The sequence below is a fragment of the Methylobacterium nodulans ORS 2060 genome (assembly GCF_000022085.1).
Lineage (GTDB): Bacteria > Pseudomonadota > Alphaproteobacteria > Rhizobiales > Beijerinckiaceae > Methylobacterium > Methylobacterium nodulans.
This window is the reverse complement of sequence record NC_011894.1, coordinates 2,335,603-2,354,657: the sequence shown is the minus strand read 5'-3', so window position 1 is coordinate 2,354,657 and position 19,055 is coordinate 2,335,603. Positions and strand designations below refer to the sequence as shown.

Genomic DNA, 19,055 nt, shown 5'->3' with positions numbered 1-19,055 from the left:
CCTTCATCCACGGCGCGAGCTTAGGTGCCGCAGGAGAAGCTGCACGGGTGCCGGCAGGGCGTCGCCCTCGCGCACCCCGATATGCCAGTGGCGCAGCGCCCATTCCTCGTCCAAGGGCACGGCGACGAGCGGCGCCATGGTGACGTAGCGCGCGGCGTGCTGCTCGGGCACGAGCGCGATGCCGAGCTTTGCCTCCACCATGCTCCGAGCAGGCTCGAACCCGTTAACGCGGATGCGCAGCTTCAGGGGCTGGCTGAGGTCCGCTGCGGCGCGGAGCACGAGCGCGTTGAGATAGCTGCCCATCTGCGGGCCGACCAGATCGTGCTCAGCGACTTCCGCGAAAGTGAGCTTCGGCCGGTCCCGCAATGGATGGTCGTCCGGCATGATCACGACGAGGCGGTCGGTGCGATAGGGAACGACGTGCAATCCAGGGACGACGCTGCTCCCGCCGAAGATCCCGATATCGGCAGCGTTCTCGGACACGGCCCGGATGACCTGCTGGCTCAGGCCCTCCTCCAGCTGGATCTGGATCGCGGGATACAGGTTCAGGAAGTCCCGGATGTCGTTCGGCAGGTACTGCACCACGGTCGAGAGGCTCGCGTGCAAACGGATCTGCCCCCGGTGACCGGTGGAATGGTCCAGCAGCTCGCTCTCCATCTGGCCGAGGTCGCGCAGAATGATGCGCGCGTGTTGGAGGAGCGCGTGTGCTGCCGGTGTGAGTTCCAGCCCCTTGTTGCTCCGCGCAAACAGCGGAACACGCAGCGTGTCTTCGAGCAGGGAGATACGCTTGCTAATGGCGGAGGGAGCAATGTTCTCGGTCTCAGCCGCTCGTGAGATGTTCTTGTGTTCACAGACTGCAACGAACAACTTAAGGCTGAGAAGATCGAACCGCATGCCCGCTCACCCTCCTCATCCTCCTGTTCGCCGCGTGTGAGCGCAGGCCTTGGACCAGGGGACGAGCCGCGCCCCGCAGCATAGCTCGGCGGAAGGACGGAGCCACGCTGAGCCGAATCCTGCCTGCTTTTGCCAAGGTCAGCTGTCGGAGCACAAGCGGTCTTTCCCGGCGCCATCATCGAAGGTCGGCTCGTGGCGCAATGCGGCCGTGGGCTCAGCGTCCGCGGAGGGTCGAGATCGGACCGCGCGACACGTTCTGCCCAAAAGAGAAGCCCATGACTGCAGCGGCGGGCGGGCGCGGAACGGCAGACCGTATCCGAGAGGCCGAGGCGGTCGGGATTACTGTGAGGATCGGGGGAGAGTGAGGCTTGGCGGCTCTCGCGCACGGCCTCGCCCGCGGGTAGCGCCCCGCCATGTCCGACTCACCCACCCTCGACGTCCCCTCCCCCCACCGTCCTCGAATGGAGCCGCGGGCTCGCCGGCCTGTCGCCCGGCCAGCCCGCCGTGCCCTGGCTTTAGGCCCGACGAATGGGTCGAGACGCTCGCGAACGGCCGGCGGTTCGTGGACGATTTCGGGCCGCAGGTTGGAGCATTGCGCTCCTCCTGAGGTGTAAGGCAGAACATTGCTCCGCCGGTGGGTAGCCAGACGGGCGAAAGGCTTCGCATGACCCAGGACGAACTCGAGCGGCTGCTCATCGGCCTACAGCCCGGCCAGGAAGCATGCATTCACCACGACGTGTACGCCAGCCTCTTCCCGCCAGGTGAGCCGGACGATGGCGCCCGCGGGCGATTCTACGAATTCGCTCGGCGGTATGGCTGCACGATCATGAACGATCCGCCTCACGACGAGATCTGCTTCCGCAGGGCTTCCGATTAGCAGGGCTCCAGCCCGCCTAGTCGGGCGTGCTGATGCCATGCGTTTACCCGGTATGGAAGGTGCGAGAGGAGGTCCTGCGGGTGCATCGTGCCGCGATAGCTGAGATCCAGGCTTTCGAGCGCGCCAGGGGGCGCCCTCCACAATGAGCGCTGCTGCCCCATCCGCCCAGTGAGGAACCCGATGACCGAGGACCGTACGATCGAGTACTCACCGCTCTCTGGCCCCGTCACACAGGCCGGCATCACCGTCGATGTGAAGATCTTCCGTTTCCTCGGCACAGGCGATCCCTGGACCCTGGAGGTGGTGGATCACGAGGGTGGCTCGACCGTCTGGGATGAAACGTTTTTGACCGAGCACGCAGCATACGAGGCTTTTCGAAACGCGCTCGCCCAGGAAGGGATCGGCTCCTTCGTCATGCCGCCGGAAACCCGGCACTGAATGCGCTGCTACCCGAGCCACGAGCGGAGAGCCTCCATGAGAGCCACGATTGCAGCCATCCTTCTCGGCACATTCGGCGCTGGTGAAGTTGCTGATGCACTGGCCCAGGGGTCGACCGAAGTTCCTATCCAGCGCGACCTCCAGCGCGAGCGGCGACTTGAACGAAGGCTCGGGCGGGACCGCCCGCCGGCCGTTGATCCGAACGTGACCCCGGACAATCCCGATGGGGTGGTGGGCTTTGACGGACCTCCCGGCATCTTCGGCAACGATGTCGAAGACAGCGGACCGCTGCCGCCAGGCTCGCCGGCTGACATCGACGAGGATTGAAAGCCGTGCTTTCCGATTGTGCCGACCGCTACACCGCTGAGGACCCTTCGAAGTGATCAGTCGCGGGATCACCGCCGCCCTCGGCATCGCCATCGTCGCCACCGCCCTCGTGTGGCTGCTGGTGATGCCTGATGAGCCGGAGAAGGCGCTCCAGGATGGAGCCGGCGCTGCGGCTCTCGCCACCCTCATCGTTGGCGCATCGACCAGGCGGCGTATGGAATGACGCCAGCCGAGATGCTCAGCGCGCGCCTGAGCGCGATCGAAAATGCCGTCAAGCGCATCGCAGAGGGCCAGGCGGTCGCGGCCGAAGCTGCCGAGGTTCGTGCCGCACTCCTGGACGTGCTGGACCTTGTCGTCCGCAATCCTGGCATCGATGCAGCCGTGGATGACCTGTACCGGAGCGTGCTCGCACTCATGGAGGCGACAGCTAGTCAGGATGGGGTTGGTGCGCGGCATCTCAGGCTGCTGACCGAGGCTTACACCCGTTTCAGGCAGAGGCTCGCCGCTTAGAAGCCCCTTCATCCTTATGGAGGAGAATGGCGAGCGTCCGGGCGTCGGACACCGGAGGCAGCGTGAGGAGCGGACATGATCGGCCGCGGGATCAGAACCAGTTGGGGTGCTGGGCAATGAGCGCTGATCCGCTATCGGCACCCGGCGCTTCGTACCAGCCGGGAGGCATCTCCGAGGTGTCGCGCCTCGCGAACCTCCTGGCCGAGCGCGTGCTGAGCGCTCACATGGCGGACGCTCCGGTTCCGGATGCACACGTTCGCGCCCTGGTCGCCGCAGGGCTGCTTCTCGACGAGTACGGGCAAGACGTGCCACCGCTGCTGATCCCGATCATGGATGAGCTCCGAACTGGGATGGCGGCAGAGGCCGAACCGCAGGAGCACGGAAGCATTGAGCAGGAGCAGGCTCCGGCTCGGAACCAAGGGCCTCAGGGCCAGGGCGAACTGAATGGCTGAGGCAAGCTGATAACGCCGACTGAAATCGATGCCCTCAGCCGCGCTCGGGAGCAGCTCGCGAAAAGCCGCCTCGTGCTCGCCAGAAGGATCGCCGGATCGGGAGACCTCGACCTCTCGGATGTGGAAGTTCTCACGAAGGTGCTGGCGGCCATCGAAGGCATCGACCGCGCGCTGATCGACGCTGGTCACCCGTACATGCCGACCGGGGGAGAGAGCGAGTCGGCGCCGTAGGCAGCTGGAGTCATCGTCATCGGGGAGGATAGGCTGAGGGCGAGGCTCAGGACGGCCTCCGCCGGAGGGCAGATGCACCTCTGGACGATCCCACGGCACAAGCCGGGGCGGTATCGCGGGATCCCGGTGTGGGAGTTCGGGCGTGGCTGACACCCCGACGATCGGTGAGCTGTACAAGCTCAAGCACGTCACGGACGAGCAGATTGATGCGGCCGTCCGTGACTACCTGAACCACACGATGCCCGGCATGCGGCTGATAGCGGAGGGTGTCGCCCTCTGTCTCGCCGCGGTCGTGCTGACCCAGCCCTATGCCCGCGAGGTGCTCGCATGGGAGAAAGCGACCGAAGCGCAGCGGCGCATGGCGGTGCGGACGGCGATCCTGCTGGCGAGGCCTATGTGAGAGAGTCGACCCCGCACACCATAGCGACATGGCAGGTCAACGGAGCGCTCGGCCTCGTAGTGCCGATTGGTCGGGCACTGCTCCTAAGGGTGGATCTCTGCAGGATCTGCCATACGGCGTTCGTGTGGTAGGCCTGCCGGGCAACGGCGAAGTCGACCCGGTATCTCCCCGCCTCAGCCTAATAGCCGCCCTGTGCCACTCCGACGAGGTGCCGCACCTCCTGAACCGCCTAATCGCGCCATGCCGGGCGATGCAAATTTCAACCAGAAGCTGATTTGGAAGGTGTTGCAATGCTGAGTTTTGTTGCTACACTGATTCCGCGCCTTCCTCGCAACTATTCGCCGTTAGCAGGGGAAAAGTTTCTACTCGCGATCAGATACAGCCTACTACTATCATAGCCGGAAACGCGTAGTGACTAGTCTGCATACCGTTGAGCCAAGTGCTCGGTATGTACTCCTACACAGAGCAATACTAAGTCGCGAAAATAGCGTAGCATAGACTGCAGATAAATCTGAAATAATACTATATTACGAGACCTGTGCGCCAGCAACAGGCTTTGGGTGACCAGACTTCCGCTTGCCGTCCCGACCCGTTTAGCGCGCGACATCAACCCCGATGTTCCCGCGAACATTGGCGTGGGGTAATTACCCACGGGGTGCGCGCGAGCGCGGCGTGACCCACAAGCGAGGCCGCTAGAGGGAGTTCGCCGCGCCTCTTGCCGGGAGGCGATTTGGCTGATTCCCTCGTGGGATGGGCCGCAGCGAGCTGGAACGCCTGAGCAAGCAGGAGCTGATCGAGCTGGTGCTGCGGCTGCAGCGCCCCGAGAAGACCTCGCGCACCTCGTCCAAGCCGCCCTCGACCGACCGCAAGGAGCGGCGCGAGCAGGCCAAGCCCGGCGGCGCCAAGCCGGGTCACGAGGGACATAGCCGAACGCTCAGCCCCGATCCCGACGAGATCGTCGCTCACCGCCCGGGTCACTGCCCCTGCTGCGGAGGTGTTCTGGCTCCGGATCTGCCGGCCGAGATCGTCAGCGTGTGCGAGCAGATCGACTTGCCCGCGGTGGCACCGATGGTCACCCAGCATCAACGGCTCGCCGTCCGCTGCCCGGCTTGTGGCACGCGCGTCGTCGCTCCAGTGCCGCAGGCCGCACGCGGCACGCCGTTCGGCCCGCGCCTGCACGCGGTGGCGGTGTATCTGAAGACCTTCCAGGCTCTGTCCTACGAGCGGCTGCAGGCCGCGTTGTCGGACCTGTTCGGGCTCACCTTGAGCCAGGGCGGGCTGATGAACCTGCTGCGTCGGGCCCAGAGGCAGTTCCGTGCCGATCGCGAAGCTGCGGTCTCGGCGCTGCGCCGGGCCGCGGTAGTCGCCTCGGATGAGACCGGCGTGCGCATCGAGGGCAGCAACTCGTATCATTGGGTGTTCCGCTCGGACGCAGCGGTCGTTCATCACGCGGCCTCGACGCGGGCCGCCGCGGTGGTGCACGCGATGATGGACGGACACCGGCCGTCCGTGTGGCTGTCGGACCGCTACACCGCCCAGCAGGGCCACGGTGAGCATCACCAGACCTGCCTGGCGCATTTGGCCCGTGACGTCGCCTACGCGGTCGAGGTCAGCGACGACCCCGTGCCGCTGCGCCTACAACTCTGGCTGGGAAGCGTGTTCAGCCTGGCCGAGCGCGTCACCGACCTGGCCGCCTCGACGCTCTCGGCCAAGCGCCGGGCCCTGGATCGGCAGCTGTCCGCCATCCTCGCTGCACCAAGCCGCTGCGATCTGACCCGCGCTCTGCAAGCCAAGATCGGCCGAGCCCGCGACCAGCTCCTGGTCTTCCTCGACCATCCCGGCCGCGTGGCGGTCACCAACAACGCTTGCGAGCGCGCGCTGCGCCCGGCAGTGGTGCAGCGGAAGGTGACGAACGGCTATCGGGCCATGTGGGCGGCCGCGGGTGAGGCGGACGTGCGCACCGTCGTCGACACGGCCCGCCTCTCGGGGGCCGGCACCTTCGCCACTATCCTCAACATCATCCGCGCCTGATCCTACCGCCACGGGCGTGGGTAATTACGGCGTGGGACAAAGATGGAGCATCCCGAGAACATTCTTTGGTGAGGCCATAGCTCAATTTACAAGTGATAATGGTTGATTCTCCGGCGGATATCTTAAACTAGGTGCAAAATCATCCTATTCCGCAAATATTTTTATCCAAACGAATCGCACTAAAATTGGAGGGTAAAATGTTTCCGACTCCTGAGACATCTTTTACACGCGACATTCTTGGCAATTACGCATGTAACACGTTCTCGGATGCTAGAGACAGCGGGCCCTTTGATGTAATCGTTGTAGGAGGCGGAACGTTTGGTTTAGCCTTAGCTCAGGATTTATTATTTAGAACACAGCAGCAAGGTTTTGGGTCCGTACTGGGTGATTCTTTAAGGCCAAATAGTTTCAGAATTCTCGTTCTAGAAGCTGGACCATTTACATTACCCGAGCACACGCAAGATATACCAAATTTGCAATTATACTCACCCGGGACTCAGCCGAGTTCAACCAGCGCTCTTCCCGCCACCCGCCAGGAACTAATAGCCCAGGGGCTACAATCGCAGACGATACTCGAGAATTGGGGTCTTCCCTGGAATTCGAATGAAAGATTTGGCGGTCTGGCTTACTGCCTTGGCGGAAGATCACTTTATTTCGGCGGCTGGTCGCCGCGGTATCTCGAGACGGAGATGCACAGGACGCCTGTCGGTACGATCGGCGCCGGCACATTGTGGCCTGCTGCCGTCGTGGAGGATCTCACGCTTGAGAGCACGATCAATAATGGTTTCCAGCTGCAGGCTGCGCAGCAAACGGGAGTCAGTGCATCCAACGACTTCATTAACGGTATGCTTCATGACTTCCTGCGCCAAAGGCTCTTTCTAAACTATGGCGCTGTTCCTAATGCCATCCCGCTAGCTGAGATGCCAGACTATGTTGTAGAATCTCCTGGTGATATTACTGCTGCTTTGAGCCAGCAGCTCAGTGCACCGCCTTATGCCAGCTTCCAACTTAGTCTTGCACTCGATGCTCCGTTGAGTGTTCAAGCTATAACCCGGCCCGGTTTCTTTCCTTTCAATAAGTTCAGCAGCGTACCACTTGGAATTACCGCTGCGCGCGCAGCGTTCGGCGAGGCGGGTACAGACAATCGAGCCAAACGGCTCATGATCGTGCCGAACTGTCATGTCACACGTTTGGCGACACGGCCTTACACACTGGCTACGGGCGCCGTCGTACAAGAAGTCATCCGAATAGACACCGGAAACGGATCATTAGATCTCAGTACTCCAATTAACGGAAATGTCAATCGTCGGCCTATCGTAGTACTCGCCGCTGGAGCAATTGAGAGCGCCAGGCTTGCGATGCTGAGCGTGCAAGGCGTGCCGAACAGCCCCGAGATGGGCAGGAACCTGATGGTGCACTTGCGTAAAAACGTGAGCTTTACCATCGCGCCGCTTCCTGTTCCGCTGGCGCAGCAGGAACTATCAGCTCTGTTAGTGCGCTGTCGAGCCAACCTCCCGGACGGCACGCCCGCTCACTACCATCTACAGATTACCGCATCGGCAGTGCCACCCGGAGCTGCGGGAGGCGGCCGCTCTGACGCACTGCTCTTCCAGAGCGTGCCTGACATCGACCACGTTAGAATATTTTCCCAGACCGCTCCAGGGCAGCTTGATGTCGCGATCCGCGCAGTCGGCGAAATGCTGCCCAATCTCCAGAACAACAGCGTAACGCTGCCGCTGCCAGGCGACATCGACGAGTATGGTATCCCCCGGGCCACGGTGAACATCGTGCGTAGCCCACAAGACGTTCAACTTATGGGGTTAATGGATGCCACTATTGACGCCGTGGCTGGGATCTTGGGATATGCTCAGCCGCTCAATGCTGGTGCGAGGCAGCCAGACGGCCTCGGTACAACCTACCATGAGTCCGGCACGCTGCGTATGGGAGACAACCCGTCATTGTCAGTTACGAATCCGGACGGCCAATTTCACTACGTAACCAATCTTTATGCCGGAGATGCTTCCGTCCTGCCGACCTGCGGGTCCGCTAATCCCGTCATGAATGGTATCGCGCTGCGCCGCCGCCTAGCGAGGCGGCTAGCTCCGGAGGGCGACGGCATTGGGAATCCTCCTGCTCCCGCTCGGCCGGTAGCACCGTTCTTCCGGCCTCCGATACCCGCACCGCCCGCTGCTGGCACCGTCATTCAATTGTTTGATGGACAGACGATAACAAATTGGCGAATGGCTGGTCGTGGCACGTTCCACGTCATCGATGGAGCACTGCAGAGTGTCCCCAGCTTCGACCTAGGTCTGCTCTGGTGCACCATCCCGGTGCCTCAGAATTACCGCCTAGAGCTGGAGTTTTTTACTCGGACCTTCCAGACAAACAGTGGAGTCTTTGTCCGTTTTAGGAATCCGCAGTCGACGGGGTATTACAACCCAGCATACTCTGCGGTCTTCACGCCTGGACTGCCGGCGGTAGCGGCAGGTTTCGAAGTGCAGATCGATAACACGGGTGCGCCAGACGGGCGGGCCAGACATCGAACTGGAGCGGTCTATGCCGTCAACTATCCAAATGACGGCCCAGATGACCCGGCGCTCCCTGCGGCGCAGGTGGCTGACTTCGTTAACCCGCTGGATGCGCGTGTGCTCGCGTGGAACCAGTACATAATCGAGGTGCAGGGAGATGTGATAACGGTCAATCTCAACGGCACTGCCACCGCCCGGTATACTAACACCGACCCAGCTCGCGGCCGGTTTTCGCCAGTAGAACCCACGTTTATAGGTTTGCAATCGTATGCTAATTACAGCTATACGACAGCGTTCAGAAACATACGAATTACCGTGCTTTGATAAACTGGCCCCGACATAGGGGAAAAATGATAAGCCACACTGAGCTTCTCTCAGCTGCGGTTAGAAGTGCTGTTGAATGCCGGAACTGGACACAGATCATGTGATTTGCGCTGGCGTTGAGGCGGATGCGTCTGCCTCAGCGAGAAGAGCCCGATGTCGCTCCCTCCCGGCATACACATTGCCAGACCCGACGACGCTTTCCTGGCATGCTCATCAAGTCAGCCGTGGCGCCCAGAAGGCCAATGGCGATGCAGGTCATCAATGACGAAAGGATGGGCATGACGGATACCGTGAGTTGTTCGTAGGTGGGGGTGACTCGGGTCGAGGTCAATGTGGGCGTGCTCAACCACCTCGGGGTCATCGGCCGGCCAGAGGAACAGGGCCGCGGCCACGGCCGCCAGGGGGATGCTGCCAAGAACGGCCAGGGTGGCCGGCATCCCGGCCTTGGCCCCGAGCCAGCCGGCCAGCGGGTAAGTGATGAGCCAAGCCGCGTGCGAGAGAGCGAACTGGGCCGCAAACAGCGCGGGCCGGTCCTCCGGCGCCGCCGAGCGCCGCAGAAGGCGCCCGGTCGGAGTCTGGGCCGCCGAGTAGCCGATGCCGAGCACCAGCCAGCATTCGAGCAGCACCAACCACCCGATGCCGCCCCGCCACGCCTCCTCCGCGAAGCCGAGCAGGACGACCCCGAGGAGGGCAGCCGCGGGGATCATGACGGCGCGGTCGGGCAGCCGGTCGAGCACCCGCGGCAGGGCGAGGGCCGCCAGCATCGAGCCGCCCCCGAACAAGCCGAGGGCCAGGGCGACGTCGTCCTGCGGCCGGTGAAGCAGGGCCTGCACGATCACGACCGTGTTGACGAGGACCATGGCGCCGGCCGCGGCCACCGCGAAATTGATAGCCAGGAGCCCGCACAGCCGAGGGGTGGCGAGGTAGATGCGCAGGCCCCGGGTCGTCCGCTCGAAGACTCCGCCCTGCCGCTCGAGGGGCTTGCTCGCGGGAAGCCTGACCGAAAGCACCAAGGCTGCCGAGCCGAGAAAGCCGAGGACCGTGCCCGCGAACAGGACGTGGAAGTCGACGACCATGAGGAGGGCCGCGGCCAGCATCGGGCTGAGCAGATTCTCCAGGTCGTAGGCGAGGCGTGAGAGCGAGAGGGCGCGGGTGTAGTCGCGTTCCTCTGGCAGCACGTCGGGAATTGTCGCCTGGAAGGTGGGCGTGAAGGCCGCAGAGGCGGATTGCAGGACGGCGATGAGGACGTAGACCTGCCAGACCTGATCGACGAAAGGCAGCGCCAAGGCGACCGCGGCGCGGACAAGGTCGGTCGCTACCAGGAAGGCGCGCCGCGGCAGGCGTCCGACGAAGGCCTGCGCCACGGGGGCCACGAGCACGTAAGCCACCATCTTGATCGCGAGCGCGGTGCCGAGGACGGCGCCGGCGTCCGTGCCGGCCAGCCGGTAGGCGAGCAGCCCGAGCGCGACCGTGAGCAGGCCCGTCCCGACGAGGGCGACGACCTGCGCGGCGAACAGGTGGCGGTAGGTGCGATTGGCCAGGACGCTCAGCATTGGGGTCCTGCCCTCACAGGTACTTGGCGAGCCGCTTGAACTCGCTCAGTGCGGACCGGGCCGACACCTCGCCGGACCCGACTGCGTCGCCGAGGCAATGCTCCATGTGGTCCTGGATCAGCTCGCGCTTGGCGTTGGTGATGGCGCTCTCTACGGCGTGGAGCTGCTGGGCAAGATCCACGCAGGGGCGCCCCTCCTCGATCATGGCGATGACCGAGGCGAGATGGCCGTGGGCGCGCCTGAGACGCTTGACGATGTCCGGGTGGGAGGCATGTTGCATGGCGATATCCTACCCAGGGGGATAGGATCCGGCAAACCCGAAAAGTGGTCGCGTCCAGATGCGGCCCACGTCCGCCAGCACAGTTATGCTTTTGATTTGGACCCGCTATTCGGAGAGAGGACGGCCGACCGTGCCGACCCGCACAGCGACCCAGTCCGTTGCCGCCGCGCCCGACACGACGGTGACGGTCGAGCGCCAGCGTCACCTCCATCGTCCGCCTCCACGGCTTCCGGCTCCAATTGCGAGCGGGAGACGGCGGCGAGCACTGCATTGCCGCTGTCTCGGCAAGACGGTCCGCTGTCGGTGCGAAGGCAGAGCCTCGCCGGGCTCCGACCTGCCATGAGGTGTGACCGCGATCGGGGACTGCATATCGAGGACCTGCGCAGCGATCTGGCGGGGCCTTTCGATCTCGTCGTGCCCAAGGGGCAGATCGTGACCATCGCCGGCCCGTCCGGCTCGGGAAAGAGCCTGTTCCTGCGCATGATCGCCGATCTCGACGTGAATACCGGGCGGGTCCGGCTCGACGGGCGGTGGCGCTCCGAGATGCCGGCTCCGGAGTGGCGGCGGCAGATCCCCTACGTCGCCGCCGAGCCAGGCTGGTGGAGCGACGCGATCGCCGATCACGTCGCGCCGGAGCACCGGGTCGCAGCCGAGGCGCTCGCCGCACGTCTCGGTGTCGGCGCACGCCCCTTCGCGGGACTGGTCGCCAATCTCTCGACCGGGGAACGTCAGCGCTTGGCCCTGGTCCGCGCCCTCGTGCGTGAGACGCCGGCCCTTCTCCTCGACGAGCCCACCGGGCCTCTCGATCCGGTTTCCACCACGGCCGTCGAGGCGCTTCTGCGGGAGCGTGCGGCAGCCGGAGCGATCATCCTGATGGTCTCCCATGATCCCGGTCAGAGCGAGCGTCTGAGCGCACGGGCCCTGCGCATGGCGGCGCGTCGGCTGGAGGCGGTGCCATGACCCCGATCACCCTCAGCGCCACCGACCTCGCGCTCGCGGCGTCGCTCGTCGTCCTGGATGCGGGCCTCTCGCTCGCCCTGCGCCTCAACCTCCACCGCCAACTCGTGCTGGCGGCCGCGCGCATGGTCGTTCAGCTGATCGGCGTGGGGTACCTGCTGCGCTTCGTCTTCGCGCTGAACGATCCGGTGGCGACGCTGCTGCTCGTGCTGGTGATGAGCCTCGTGGCCGCCCGGGAGGTCGCCGCGCGGCCCGAGCGGCGCTTCCGGGGCTTTGTCACGCTGGCGATCAGCCTCGGCAGCGTCCTCGTTGCCACCCTGGCGACCGCCGGCCTCGCCCTGTCGACGGCGATCCGCCCGACGCCCTGGTACGATCCCCGCTACGCCGTCCCGCTCGCCGGCATCGTTCTGGGATCGGTGCTCAACGCGGCCAGCCTGACGCTCGACAGCCTGCTCGGAGGCGTGCGGCGTGAGCGCAGCGCCATCGAGGCCCAGCTCGGGCTCGGCGTGCCGTTCCGGCAGGCTGCCGCGGGCCTCTTCCGCACGGCCGTGCGCCGCGGCCTGCTGCCGATCATCAACCAGATGTCGGCTGCGGGCATCATCACGCTGCCCGGGATCATGACGGGCCAGATCCTGGCCGGAATGGATCCCGTCGAGGCGGTGAAGTACCAGATCCTGCTCCTGTTCCTGCTGACGGGCGCGAGTGGCCTCGCGGCGCTGGCCACGGCCGGTCTTGCTCTTCGCTGTCTGACGGACGACAGGCAGCGCCTGCGCCTCGACCGCCTCGCGTGAGCGTTACGGTCCGGAACCTGCACGGCCAACGCCGCGGCTGCCGCTTGACATCGCGCGCCGCGACGGTCTTTTCTCCCACTATCGGGAAGCGATCTCCCGACGAGGCTCCGGCTGAAGAATCGCGTCCAACCTGCATTCTCTGCAAGGACGCGCCATGCCTACGCCCAATTCCATCCCTGTCGACAAGCTCGCTCGTCTCCTCGGCACCCCCGGCTGCCCGGTGCTCCTCGACGTCCGCACCGACGAGGACTTCGCCGCGGATCCCCGGCTGATTCCGGGCGCCATGCGCCGCCCCTGGGGCGACGTGGCAGCCTGGGCTGGCGCCCTGGTCGGCCGGTCCGCGGTCGTGACATGTCAAAGCGGCCAGAAGCTCAGTCATGGCGTCGCTGCCTGGCTGCGGCAGGAGGGGGTGCCGGCCGAGGTGCTGGAGGGCGGCACCAATGCCTGGCATGCGGCCGGCCTGCCCATGGTGCCGGCCGACAAGCTGCCCGCCCGCGATGCCCTGGGCCGAACCGTGTGGGTCACGCGCGCCCGGCCGAAGATCGACCGCATCGCCTGCCCGTGGCTGATCCGCCGCTTCGTCGATCCCGCCGCCGTGTTCCTGTTCGTGCCCCCCTCCGAGGTGACCGCCGTGGCCGAGACGTTCCGGGCAGCCCCCTTCGACATCGATGATCCGGACGTGTTCTGGAGCCACCGGGGCGAGCGGTGCAGCTTCGACGTGATGCTCGAGGAGCTGACCCTCGGGACCGAGCCCCTGCGCCGGCTGGCGGCCATCGTGCGCGGCGCCGATACGGCGCGGCTCGACCTCGCCCCCGAGGCAGCCGGTCTGCTCGCCGCCTCGCTCGGGCTGTCGCGGATGTATGCCGACGATCTGGCGCAGCTCGATGCCGGGATGCTGCTCTACGACGCCTTCTACCGCTGGTGCCGGGACGCCACCGCCGAGACCCACAACTGGCCCACCAACAAGCCGAAGCCGGGGGGCTGACCATGGGCAGCACCGCCGTGAACGCCGCGCCGGCTGGGGCGGCGGCCGAGGCCGGCCCGCCCTCGGCCGTCACCCTGGCCGAAGCCCTGCCGGTCTGGCTGCGGGTCGCCGCCCTGTCCTTCGGCGGCCCGGCCGGGCAGATCGCGGTCATGCACCGCATCCTGGTCGAGGAGCAGCGCTGGATCTCCGAGCACCGCTTTCTGCACGCCCTGAATTTCTGCACGCTCCTGCCCGGCCCCGAGGCCCAGCAGCTCGCCACCTATGTCGGCTGGCTGATGCACGGCACACGCGGCGGCCTCGTCGCGGGCGGGCTCTTCGTCGTGCCGGGCATCCTGGCGATCATGGCCCTGAGCTGGATCTACGCCCTCTACGGCCAGGTCGGCCTGGTCGCCGGCCTGTTCTTCGGCCTCAAGGCCGCGGTGCTCGCGATCGTGCTCCAGGCCGTGCGGCGGATCGGCCAGCGCGCTCTGAAGAGCCGGATCATGGTGGCGCTTGCCGCAGCGGCCTTTGTGGCGATCTTCTTCCTTGATGTGCCGTTCCCGCTCATCGTGCTGGCCGCCGGAGTGATCGGCTACTTCGGCGGGCGGGCGGGTCGGCCGGAGTTCCAGGCCGGCGGTGGCCACGGCGCGTCCGACACGGTCGCTGAGGGCCCTTTCCTGCTCGGTGATGACGAGCTCCCGCAGGAACGGGCAGCGCCGCGGGACACCCTGCGGGTGCTGGGTCTCTGGGCGGGCCTCTGGCTGCTGCCGGTCGCCGGCCTCCTGCTCGCCCTCGGGCCGGACCAGGTGTTTGGCCACATCGCCGTGTTCTTCTCCAAGATGGCCATGGTGACGTTCGGCGGCGCCTATGCGGTGCTGGCTTATGTCGCGCAGCAGGCGGTGGAGCATTACGGCTGGCTGAAGCCCGGCGAGATGCTCGACGGGCTCGGCATGGCCGAGACCACGCCCGGACCGCTGATCATGGTCACGCAGTTCGTGGGCTTCATGGCCGCCTTCCGCGCCCCCGGTTCGCTGCCGCCGCTCGTCGCCGGGACGCTCGGGGGCCTGCTGACCACCTGGGTGACCTTCGTGCCCTGCTTCCTCTGGATCTTCGTCGGGGCTCCTTACGTCGAGCGCCTGCGCGGCAACCGGGCGCTCGCCGGCGCGCTGGCGGCCATCACCGCGGCCGTGGTGGGCGTGATCCTCAACCTCGCGGTCTGGTTTGCGCTCCACACCATCTTCACGCAGGTGCGACCTGCTGTGGCCGGCCCTCTCCGGTTCGATGTGCCAGTGCTCGCCAGTGTGAACCCCTTCGCCCTGGTCCTGGCGCTCGCGGCCGCCGTGGCCGTGTTCCGGTTCAAGGTCGGCATGATCACGACGCTCGCGGCCTGCTCGGCCGCGGGCGTGGCCCTCCACTTAGCGGGGCTGGTCTGATGCGTCCCTGGCATCGCGGGCTCTGGCAGGGCGGCGCGGTCCTGCTGTTCAGCCTGGGGCTGGCCCACCCAGCGCCGGCCGCAGAGACATTTCGGCAGCTGACCGGGCCGCAGATCCGCGCGCGTCTGACCGGGAAGGAGGTCACCGACGAGGTGCACTGGGCCTACCGCTTCGAGCCAGGCGGTCGATTGCAGACCGTGTCCATGGGGCGAGCCCGCACCGGCATTTGGCGGCTCCAGGGCGACGCGCTGTGCCTGAATGCCGATCCCTGCCTCCAAGTCTGGATGGCTGGCACCCATGTCGAGTTCCGGCGCGACGGCGCCCTGCCCGAGGAAGGCGTGCTGCAGGCGCCGGCCCGGCGGCCGTGATGCCGGCCTGACACGAAACCTGGTCACGAAGGAGATGACCATGCGCCGACAAATAGCTTCTCTTTTCGCATTGAGCCTGGTGGCGCTCGCGCCGCCCGTGCAGGCAGCTGAGACGTGGCAGCAGGCGATCGCCACCGGCCTCGGCAAGCCCGGCACGGAGATGCCGGGCGGGGTCTACCGCGTCAGCCTGCCCCGCACCGATCTGGCGGTGACGCTCGACGGCGTGTCGATCAAACCCGCGCTGGCTCTCGGCTCCTGGCTGGCCTTTCGGAAGGCCGGCGAGAACCAGGTGATGGTGATGGGCGACCTCGTGCTCACCGAGGACGAGGTGAACCCGGTCATGACGCGCTTGGTCGAGGGCGGCGTGGAGATCACGGCCCTGCACAACCACCTGTTGCGCGCCTCGCCCAACCCCCTCTACATGCACGTCTCGGGACATGGTGAGCCCGGGAAGCTCGCCGCGACGCTGATGGGGGCGCTCGGCGCGAGCCGCACCCCGTTCGGCGCCGAGACGGCGACCGGCACGCCGCCGGCCGGCCACCCGGGCCCGGCCTCGGCCGGGGCAAGCCCGGCGCCCGCGCGGGCCACAGCTTCGGACCAGGCGCAGCCCCTCGACACGGCGGCCATCGAGGCGGCGCTCGGGCGCAAGGGCAAGCTCAACGGCGGGGTCTACGCCGTCAGCGTCCCGCGCGCGGAGACCCCGAGGGACCACGGGATGGATGTGCCGGAGGCGATGGGCTCGGCCATCGCGATCAACTTCCAGCCGACCGGCGGCGGCAAGGCGGCGATCACGGGCGACTTCGTGCTGACCGCCGACGAGGTGAACCCGGTGATCAAGACGCTGCGCCAGAACGGCATCGAGGTGACGGCTCTGCACAACCACATGCTCGGCGACGAGCCGCGGCTGTTCTTCATGCACTTCTGGGCCAACGACGACACGGCCAAGCTCGCCAAGGGGCTCGGCGCAGCGCTCAAACACGTCAAGGTCGCGTCGGGCGGCTGAGCCAGCACGCAAGGGTCGGCTCGGCCGCCCTTGCCCTCGCAAGCAGGCACATGACGAGAGGACTGGTTGCCCTCGGCGATCACGCCTGCGCTCGGTCAGAGGAGGTCAGGATGCCTTACGCCATAAAGCCGCTCGGCTGCGATCCAGCTCGGATCAAAGGCATGTCGGAACGGCTGATCGTCAGCCATTACGAGAACAACTACGGCGGTGCCGTGAAACGGCTGAATCTCATCGAGGAGCAGCTTGCCGGGCTGGATTACGAGACGACGCCCGGCTTCGTGATCAATGGGCTCAAGCGCGAGCAATTGATCGCGATGAATTCGATGATCCTGCATGAGCTGTTTTTCGGCGGCCTTGGCCAGGAGAGCGAGCCGGGACCGGTCCTGCGTAAGGCGATCGCGCGCAATTTTGGTTCATTCGAGCGCTGGCGCTCCGAGTTCATCGCCATGGGCAAAGCTCTGGCCGGCGGTTCCGGATGGGTGCTCCTGTCCTGGTCGCCCCGAGACGGCCAGCTGGTCAACCAGTGGGCCGCCGACCACGCGCACACGCTGGCGGGGGGCGTGCCGATCCTGGCGCTCGACATGTACGAGCATTCCTACCACATCGATTATGGCGCCAGGGCCGCGACTTACGTCGACACCTTCATGCAGGCGATCCGCTGGGAGAACGCGGACCGGCTATTTTTCGATTTGAGGAAGGACGACTGGACCACGGCTACTCCTGGATAGTTCAGACTAGTCGGCATCTATCGGCAGCCCCGGCGCTTTCCCTGGCTTTGAGCGGTCCCGTCATTGCGGCCAAGAATGATGTCGGGCCGAAGAGAGAAGTCCTTCCGGTGGCATCTAGAAGGCAAAGGCGCACTGGCCTCTCAACAATTTGGCAGGTTTGTTCCACATCTGCCTGAGGAGATATCCGCAAAAACACGACTGGATAGACAAAAGGAAATGGCGTAAAACTCAGGAGGCAAGCATGAAGCGCTGGTTGATCTTGAGCGCAGCCATGCTCATGGCTGCGGGAGCAGGCGCGTTGCTCGCGTTCGGCACAGCTAGGAGCCCGTCCGAGTAAGTACCTCGACGGCGGCGCTTTGGGATGATTCACTCGGCTCATGGCCAAGGTGTTTCGCTCCTGGGACGTCGATCAGGGCTGGCTGCTGCCACCCTCGCTGCATGAGTTCGTGCCGCCCGGGCACATGGCGCACTTCGTGCGCGATACGGTGCGCGAGGCGCTCGACCTCTCAGCCATTCTCGACACCTACACCGAGGAGCGCGGCTACCCGCCCTACCATCCCGGCATGATGGTGGCCCTGCTCCTCTACGGCTACAGCCGCGGTCTGTACTCGTCGCGTCAGCTCGCCCGCGCCTGCGAGGAGCGGGTTGACTTCATGGCCGTGACCGGCCTGAACCGGCCCGACTTCCGCACCATCGCTGACTTCCGCAAGCGGCATCTGACGGCGCTCTCGGACCTGTTCGTGCAGGTGCTGCGGCTGTGCCGGGCGGCCGGGCTGGTCGGCTTTGCCCACGTGGCGGTGGACGGCACCAAGCTGAAGGCCAACGCCTCGCGCCACAAGGCGATGAGCTACGGCCGGATGAAGGCGGCCGAGTCGACGCTGGCCGCCGAGGTCGAGGCTTGGCTGGATCAAGCGCGCGAGGCCGACGCGGCGGAGGATCGGGCTCATGGGACCGACCATCGTGGCGACGAGACACCGGCCTGGATGGCCGACAAGCAGCGGCGGCTGGAGACGATCCGCGCCGCCAAGGCCGCGTTGGAGGCAGAGGCTGCCGATCCGCCCGATCCGGAGGACGAGGACGGGCCGGGGGCCTCGTCGGGCATGCGCTGGCAAGGTCGGCCCTTGCGGGGCGAGGACGGCGGTCCGCCCGACCGGGCGCAGCGCAACTTCACCGACCCGGACAGCCGCATCCTGCCCACGCGCGACGGGTTCGTGCAGGGCTACAACGGCCAGATTGCGGTTGATGCGGCCCATCAGGTGATCGTCGCGCATCGGCTCGTGACGAACCCCGCCGACTCGCGCGCTCTCGTGCCGCTCGTCGACGGCGTCTGCACCCATCTCGGGCGCAAGCCGCGGGAGGTCTCCGGAGATGCCGGCTTTGCCACCGAGGCGAACCTGGCCGCGCTGCAGGAGCGACGGATCACAGCCTATCTCGCTCCGGGCCGTGCCCGTCACGGCGAGGCGGATGCAGCAGGTCGCCGGAGGCTGACGAAGATGCCCCTGATGAGCGCGATGGCCGTCCGCCTGAAGCGGGCTGGGCGCCGGAGCCGTTACCGTCTCAGGAAGCAGGTCGTCGAGCCGGTGTTCGGGCAGATCAAGCAGGCCAGAGGCTTCCGACAGTTCCTGCTACGTGGGCTCGATCAGGTCCGCGGCGAGTGGGCGATGATCTGCACCGCCCATAACCTCCTGAAGCTGGCGCAGGCCGCGCGCTGAGCCTGTGGCGCAGGAGCCATCCGCCCAGATCTCAACCTTAGTCCCAACGCATCAAACCGTTACTCGGACGGGCTCCTAGGGAGGACCGGATTCTCATCGCAGGCGACCGGCCAGTGACGGAGGATCAAGTTAGGGAAACACTGCAATCCCAGGGTTGGTTAAGCGTTGAAATCCACCGTAGCGGCGACTTTCTGCAGGTGAGAGGGGTTAAGGACGGACAAGAGCGGGACATAACTGTCGACTCCCGCACCGGA

The 19,055-nt window shown here is 65.8% G+C and carries 20 protein-coding genes; 16 read left to right on the top strand and 4 right to left on the bottom strand.

Features of this window, described 5'->3' with window-relative positions:
• Positions 1–3: 3 nt before the first annotated feature.
• Positions 4–894 (bottom strand): LysR family transcriptional regulator, encoded by an 891-nt coding sequence (locus tag MNOD_RS10850; protein WP_015928913.1) that lies wholly within the window; start codon positions 892–894, stop codon positions 4–6.
• A 664-nt stretch (positions 895–1,558) separates the two neighbouring features.
• Between MNOD_RS10850 and MNOD_RS10845 the strand changes: the two genes are divergently transcribed.
• The 5 genes from MNOD_RS10845 (at position 1,559) to MNOD_RS10830 (ending at position 3,046) form a co-directional block, all read left to right on the top strand.
• A complete protein-coding gene (locus tag MNOD_RS10845; protein WP_015928912.1) occupies positions 1,559–1,771 on the top strand; it encodes a hypothetical protein in 213 nt (70 codons plus the stop codon).
• Between the two features lie 180 nt (positions 1,772–1,951).
• The gene (locus MNOD_RS10840; protein WP_015928911.1) at positions 1,952–2,209 is read left to right on the top strand and encodes a hypothetical protein; all 258 of its coding nucleotides are present in this window, start codon (positions 1,952–1,954) and stop codon (positions 2,207–2,209) included.
• A 36-nt stretch (positions 2,210–2,245) separates the two neighbouring features.
• A complete protein-coding gene (locus tag MNOD_RS10835) occupies positions 2,246–2,536 on the top strand; it encodes a hypothetical protein (RefSeq protein ID WP_015928910.1) in 291 nt (96 codons plus the stop codon).
• A gap of 52 nt (positions 2,537–2,588) precedes the next feature.
• Positions 2,589–2,759 (top strand): hypothetical protein, encoded by a 171-nt coding sequence (locus MNOD_RS47980; RefSeq protein ID WP_015928909.1) that lies wholly within the window; start codon positions 2,589–2,591, stop codon positions 2,757–2,759.
• On the top strand, positions 2,756–3,046 hold the full coding sequence (locus MNOD_RS10830; protein ID WP_015928908.1) for a hypothetical protein: 291 nt from the start codon (positions 2,756–2,758) through the stop codon (positions 3,044–3,046). Before MNOD_RS47980 ends, MNOD_RS10830 begins: the two co-directional genes overlap by 4 nt.
• 131 nt (positions 3,047–3,177) lie before the next feature.
• Here MNOD_RS10830 and MNOD_RS46300 read toward each other — a convergent pair whose 3' ends face one another.
• Positions 3,178–3,687: a hypothetical protein gene (locus MNOD_RS46300; protein ID WP_157091422.1), complete on the bottom strand. Its 510-nt coding sequence runs from the start codon at positions 3,685–3,687 to the stop codon at positions 3,178–3,180.
• A gap of 184 nt (positions 3,688–3,871) precedes the next feature.
• Between MNOD_RS46300 and MNOD_RS10815 the strand changes: the two genes are divergently transcribed.
• The 3 genes from MNOD_RS10815 (at position 3,872) to MNOD_RS42890 (ending at position 9,012) form a co-directional block, all read left to right on the top strand.
• On the top strand, positions 3,872–4,129 hold the full coding sequence (locus MNOD_RS10815; RefSeq protein WP_015928906.1) for a hypothetical protein: 258 nt from the start codon (positions 3,872–3,874) through the stop codon (positions 4,127–4,129).
• Positions 4,130–4,879: 750 nt separating this feature from the next.
• On the top strand, positions 4,880–6,160 hold the full coding sequence (locus MNOD_RS10810; RefSeq protein ID WP_012631399.1) for an IS66-like element ISMno2 family transposase: 1,281 nt from the start codon (positions 4,880–4,882) through the stop codon (positions 6,158–6,160).
• A 131-nt stretch (positions 6,161–6,291) separates the two neighbouring features.
• Complete coding sequence (locus MNOD_RS42890) at positions 6,292–9,012, top strand: 3-keto-alpha-glucoside-1,2-lyase-like domain-containing protein (protein WP_157091421.1); 2,721 nt, start codon at positions 6,292–6,294, stop codon at positions 9,010–9,012.
• A 218-nt stretch (positions 9,013–9,230) separates the two neighbouring features.
• Here the strand turns inward: MNOD_RS42890 and MNOD_RS10805 are convergent, their stop codons facing one another.
• A complete protein-coding gene (locus MNOD_RS10805; protein WP_015928904.1) occupies positions 9,231–10,565 on the bottom strand; it encodes an MFS transporter in 1,335 nt (444 codons plus the stop codon).
• A 13-nt stretch (positions 10,566–10,578) separates the two neighbouring features.
• Positions 10,579–10,845 carry a metal-sensing transcriptional repressor gene (locus MNOD_RS10800; protein ID WP_015928903.1) on the bottom strand — a complete coding sequence of 89 codons (267 nt, stop codon included), beginning with the start codon at positions 10,843–10,845 and terminating at the stop codon, positions 10,579–10,581.
• 339 nt (positions 10,846–11,184) lie between these two features.
• Between MNOD_RS10800 and MNOD_RS10795 the strand changes: the two genes are divergently transcribed.
• The 8 genes from MNOD_RS10795 (at position 11,185) to MNOD_RS10760 (ending at position 18,801) form a co-directional block, all read left to right on the top strand.
• Complete coding sequence (locus tag MNOD_RS10795) at positions 11,185–11,805, top strand: ABC transporter ATP-binding protein (RefSeq protein WP_015928902.1); 621 nt, start codon at positions 11,185–11,187, stop codon at positions 11,803–11,805.
• Entirely contained in the window at positions 11,802–12,593 is a 792-nt protein-coding gene (locus tag MNOD_RS10790; RefSeq protein WP_012631194.1) for an ABC transporter permease, read from the top strand. Before MNOD_RS10795 ends, MNOD_RS10790 begins: the two co-directional genes overlap by 4 nt.
• A gap of 154 nt (positions 12,594–12,747) precedes the next feature.
• Positions 12,748–13,578 carry a chromate resistance protein ChrB domain-containing protein gene (locus MNOD_RS10785; protein ID WP_015928901.1) on the top strand — a complete coding sequence of 277 codons (831 nt, stop codon included), beginning with the start codon at positions 12,748–12,750 and terminating at the stop codon, positions 13,576–13,578.
• A gap of 2 nt (positions 13,579–13,580) precedes the next feature.
• Entirely contained in the window at positions 13,581–14,990 is a 1,410-nt protein-coding gene (gene chrA, locus MNOD_RS10780; RefSeq protein WP_015928900.1) for a chromate efflux transporter, read from the top strand.
• Positions 14,990–15,358, top strand: a complete 369-nt coding sequence (locus tag MNOD_RS10775) for a hypothetical protein (protein ID WP_012631193.1) — start codon at positions 14,990–14,992, stop codon at positions 15,356–15,358. The genes chrA and MNOD_RS10775 overlap by 1 nt, the downstream gene beginning before the upstream one ends.
• A 40-nt stretch (positions 15,359–15,398) precedes the next feature.
• The gene (locus tag MNOD_RS10770; RefSeq protein ID WP_015928899.1) at positions 15,399–16,361 is read left to right on the top strand and encodes a DUF1259 domain-containing protein; all 963 of its coding nucleotides are present in this window, start codon (positions 15,399–15,401) and stop codon (positions 16,359–16,361) included.
• A 110-nt stretch (positions 16,362–16,471) separates the two neighbouring features.
• Positions 16,472–17,089 (top strand): superoxide dismutase, encoded by a 618-nt coding sequence (locus MNOD_RS10765; protein ID WP_015928898.1) that lies wholly within the window; start codon positions 16,472–16,474, stop codon positions 17,087–17,089.
• Between the two features lie 377 nt (positions 17,090–17,466).
• Positions 17,467–18,801, top strand: a complete 1,335-nt coding sequence (locus MNOD_RS10760; protein WP_012631034.1) for an IS1182-like element ISMno38 family transposase — start codon at positions 17,467–17,469, stop codon at positions 18,799–18,801.
• Positions 18,802–19,055 lie beyond the last annotated feature (254 nt).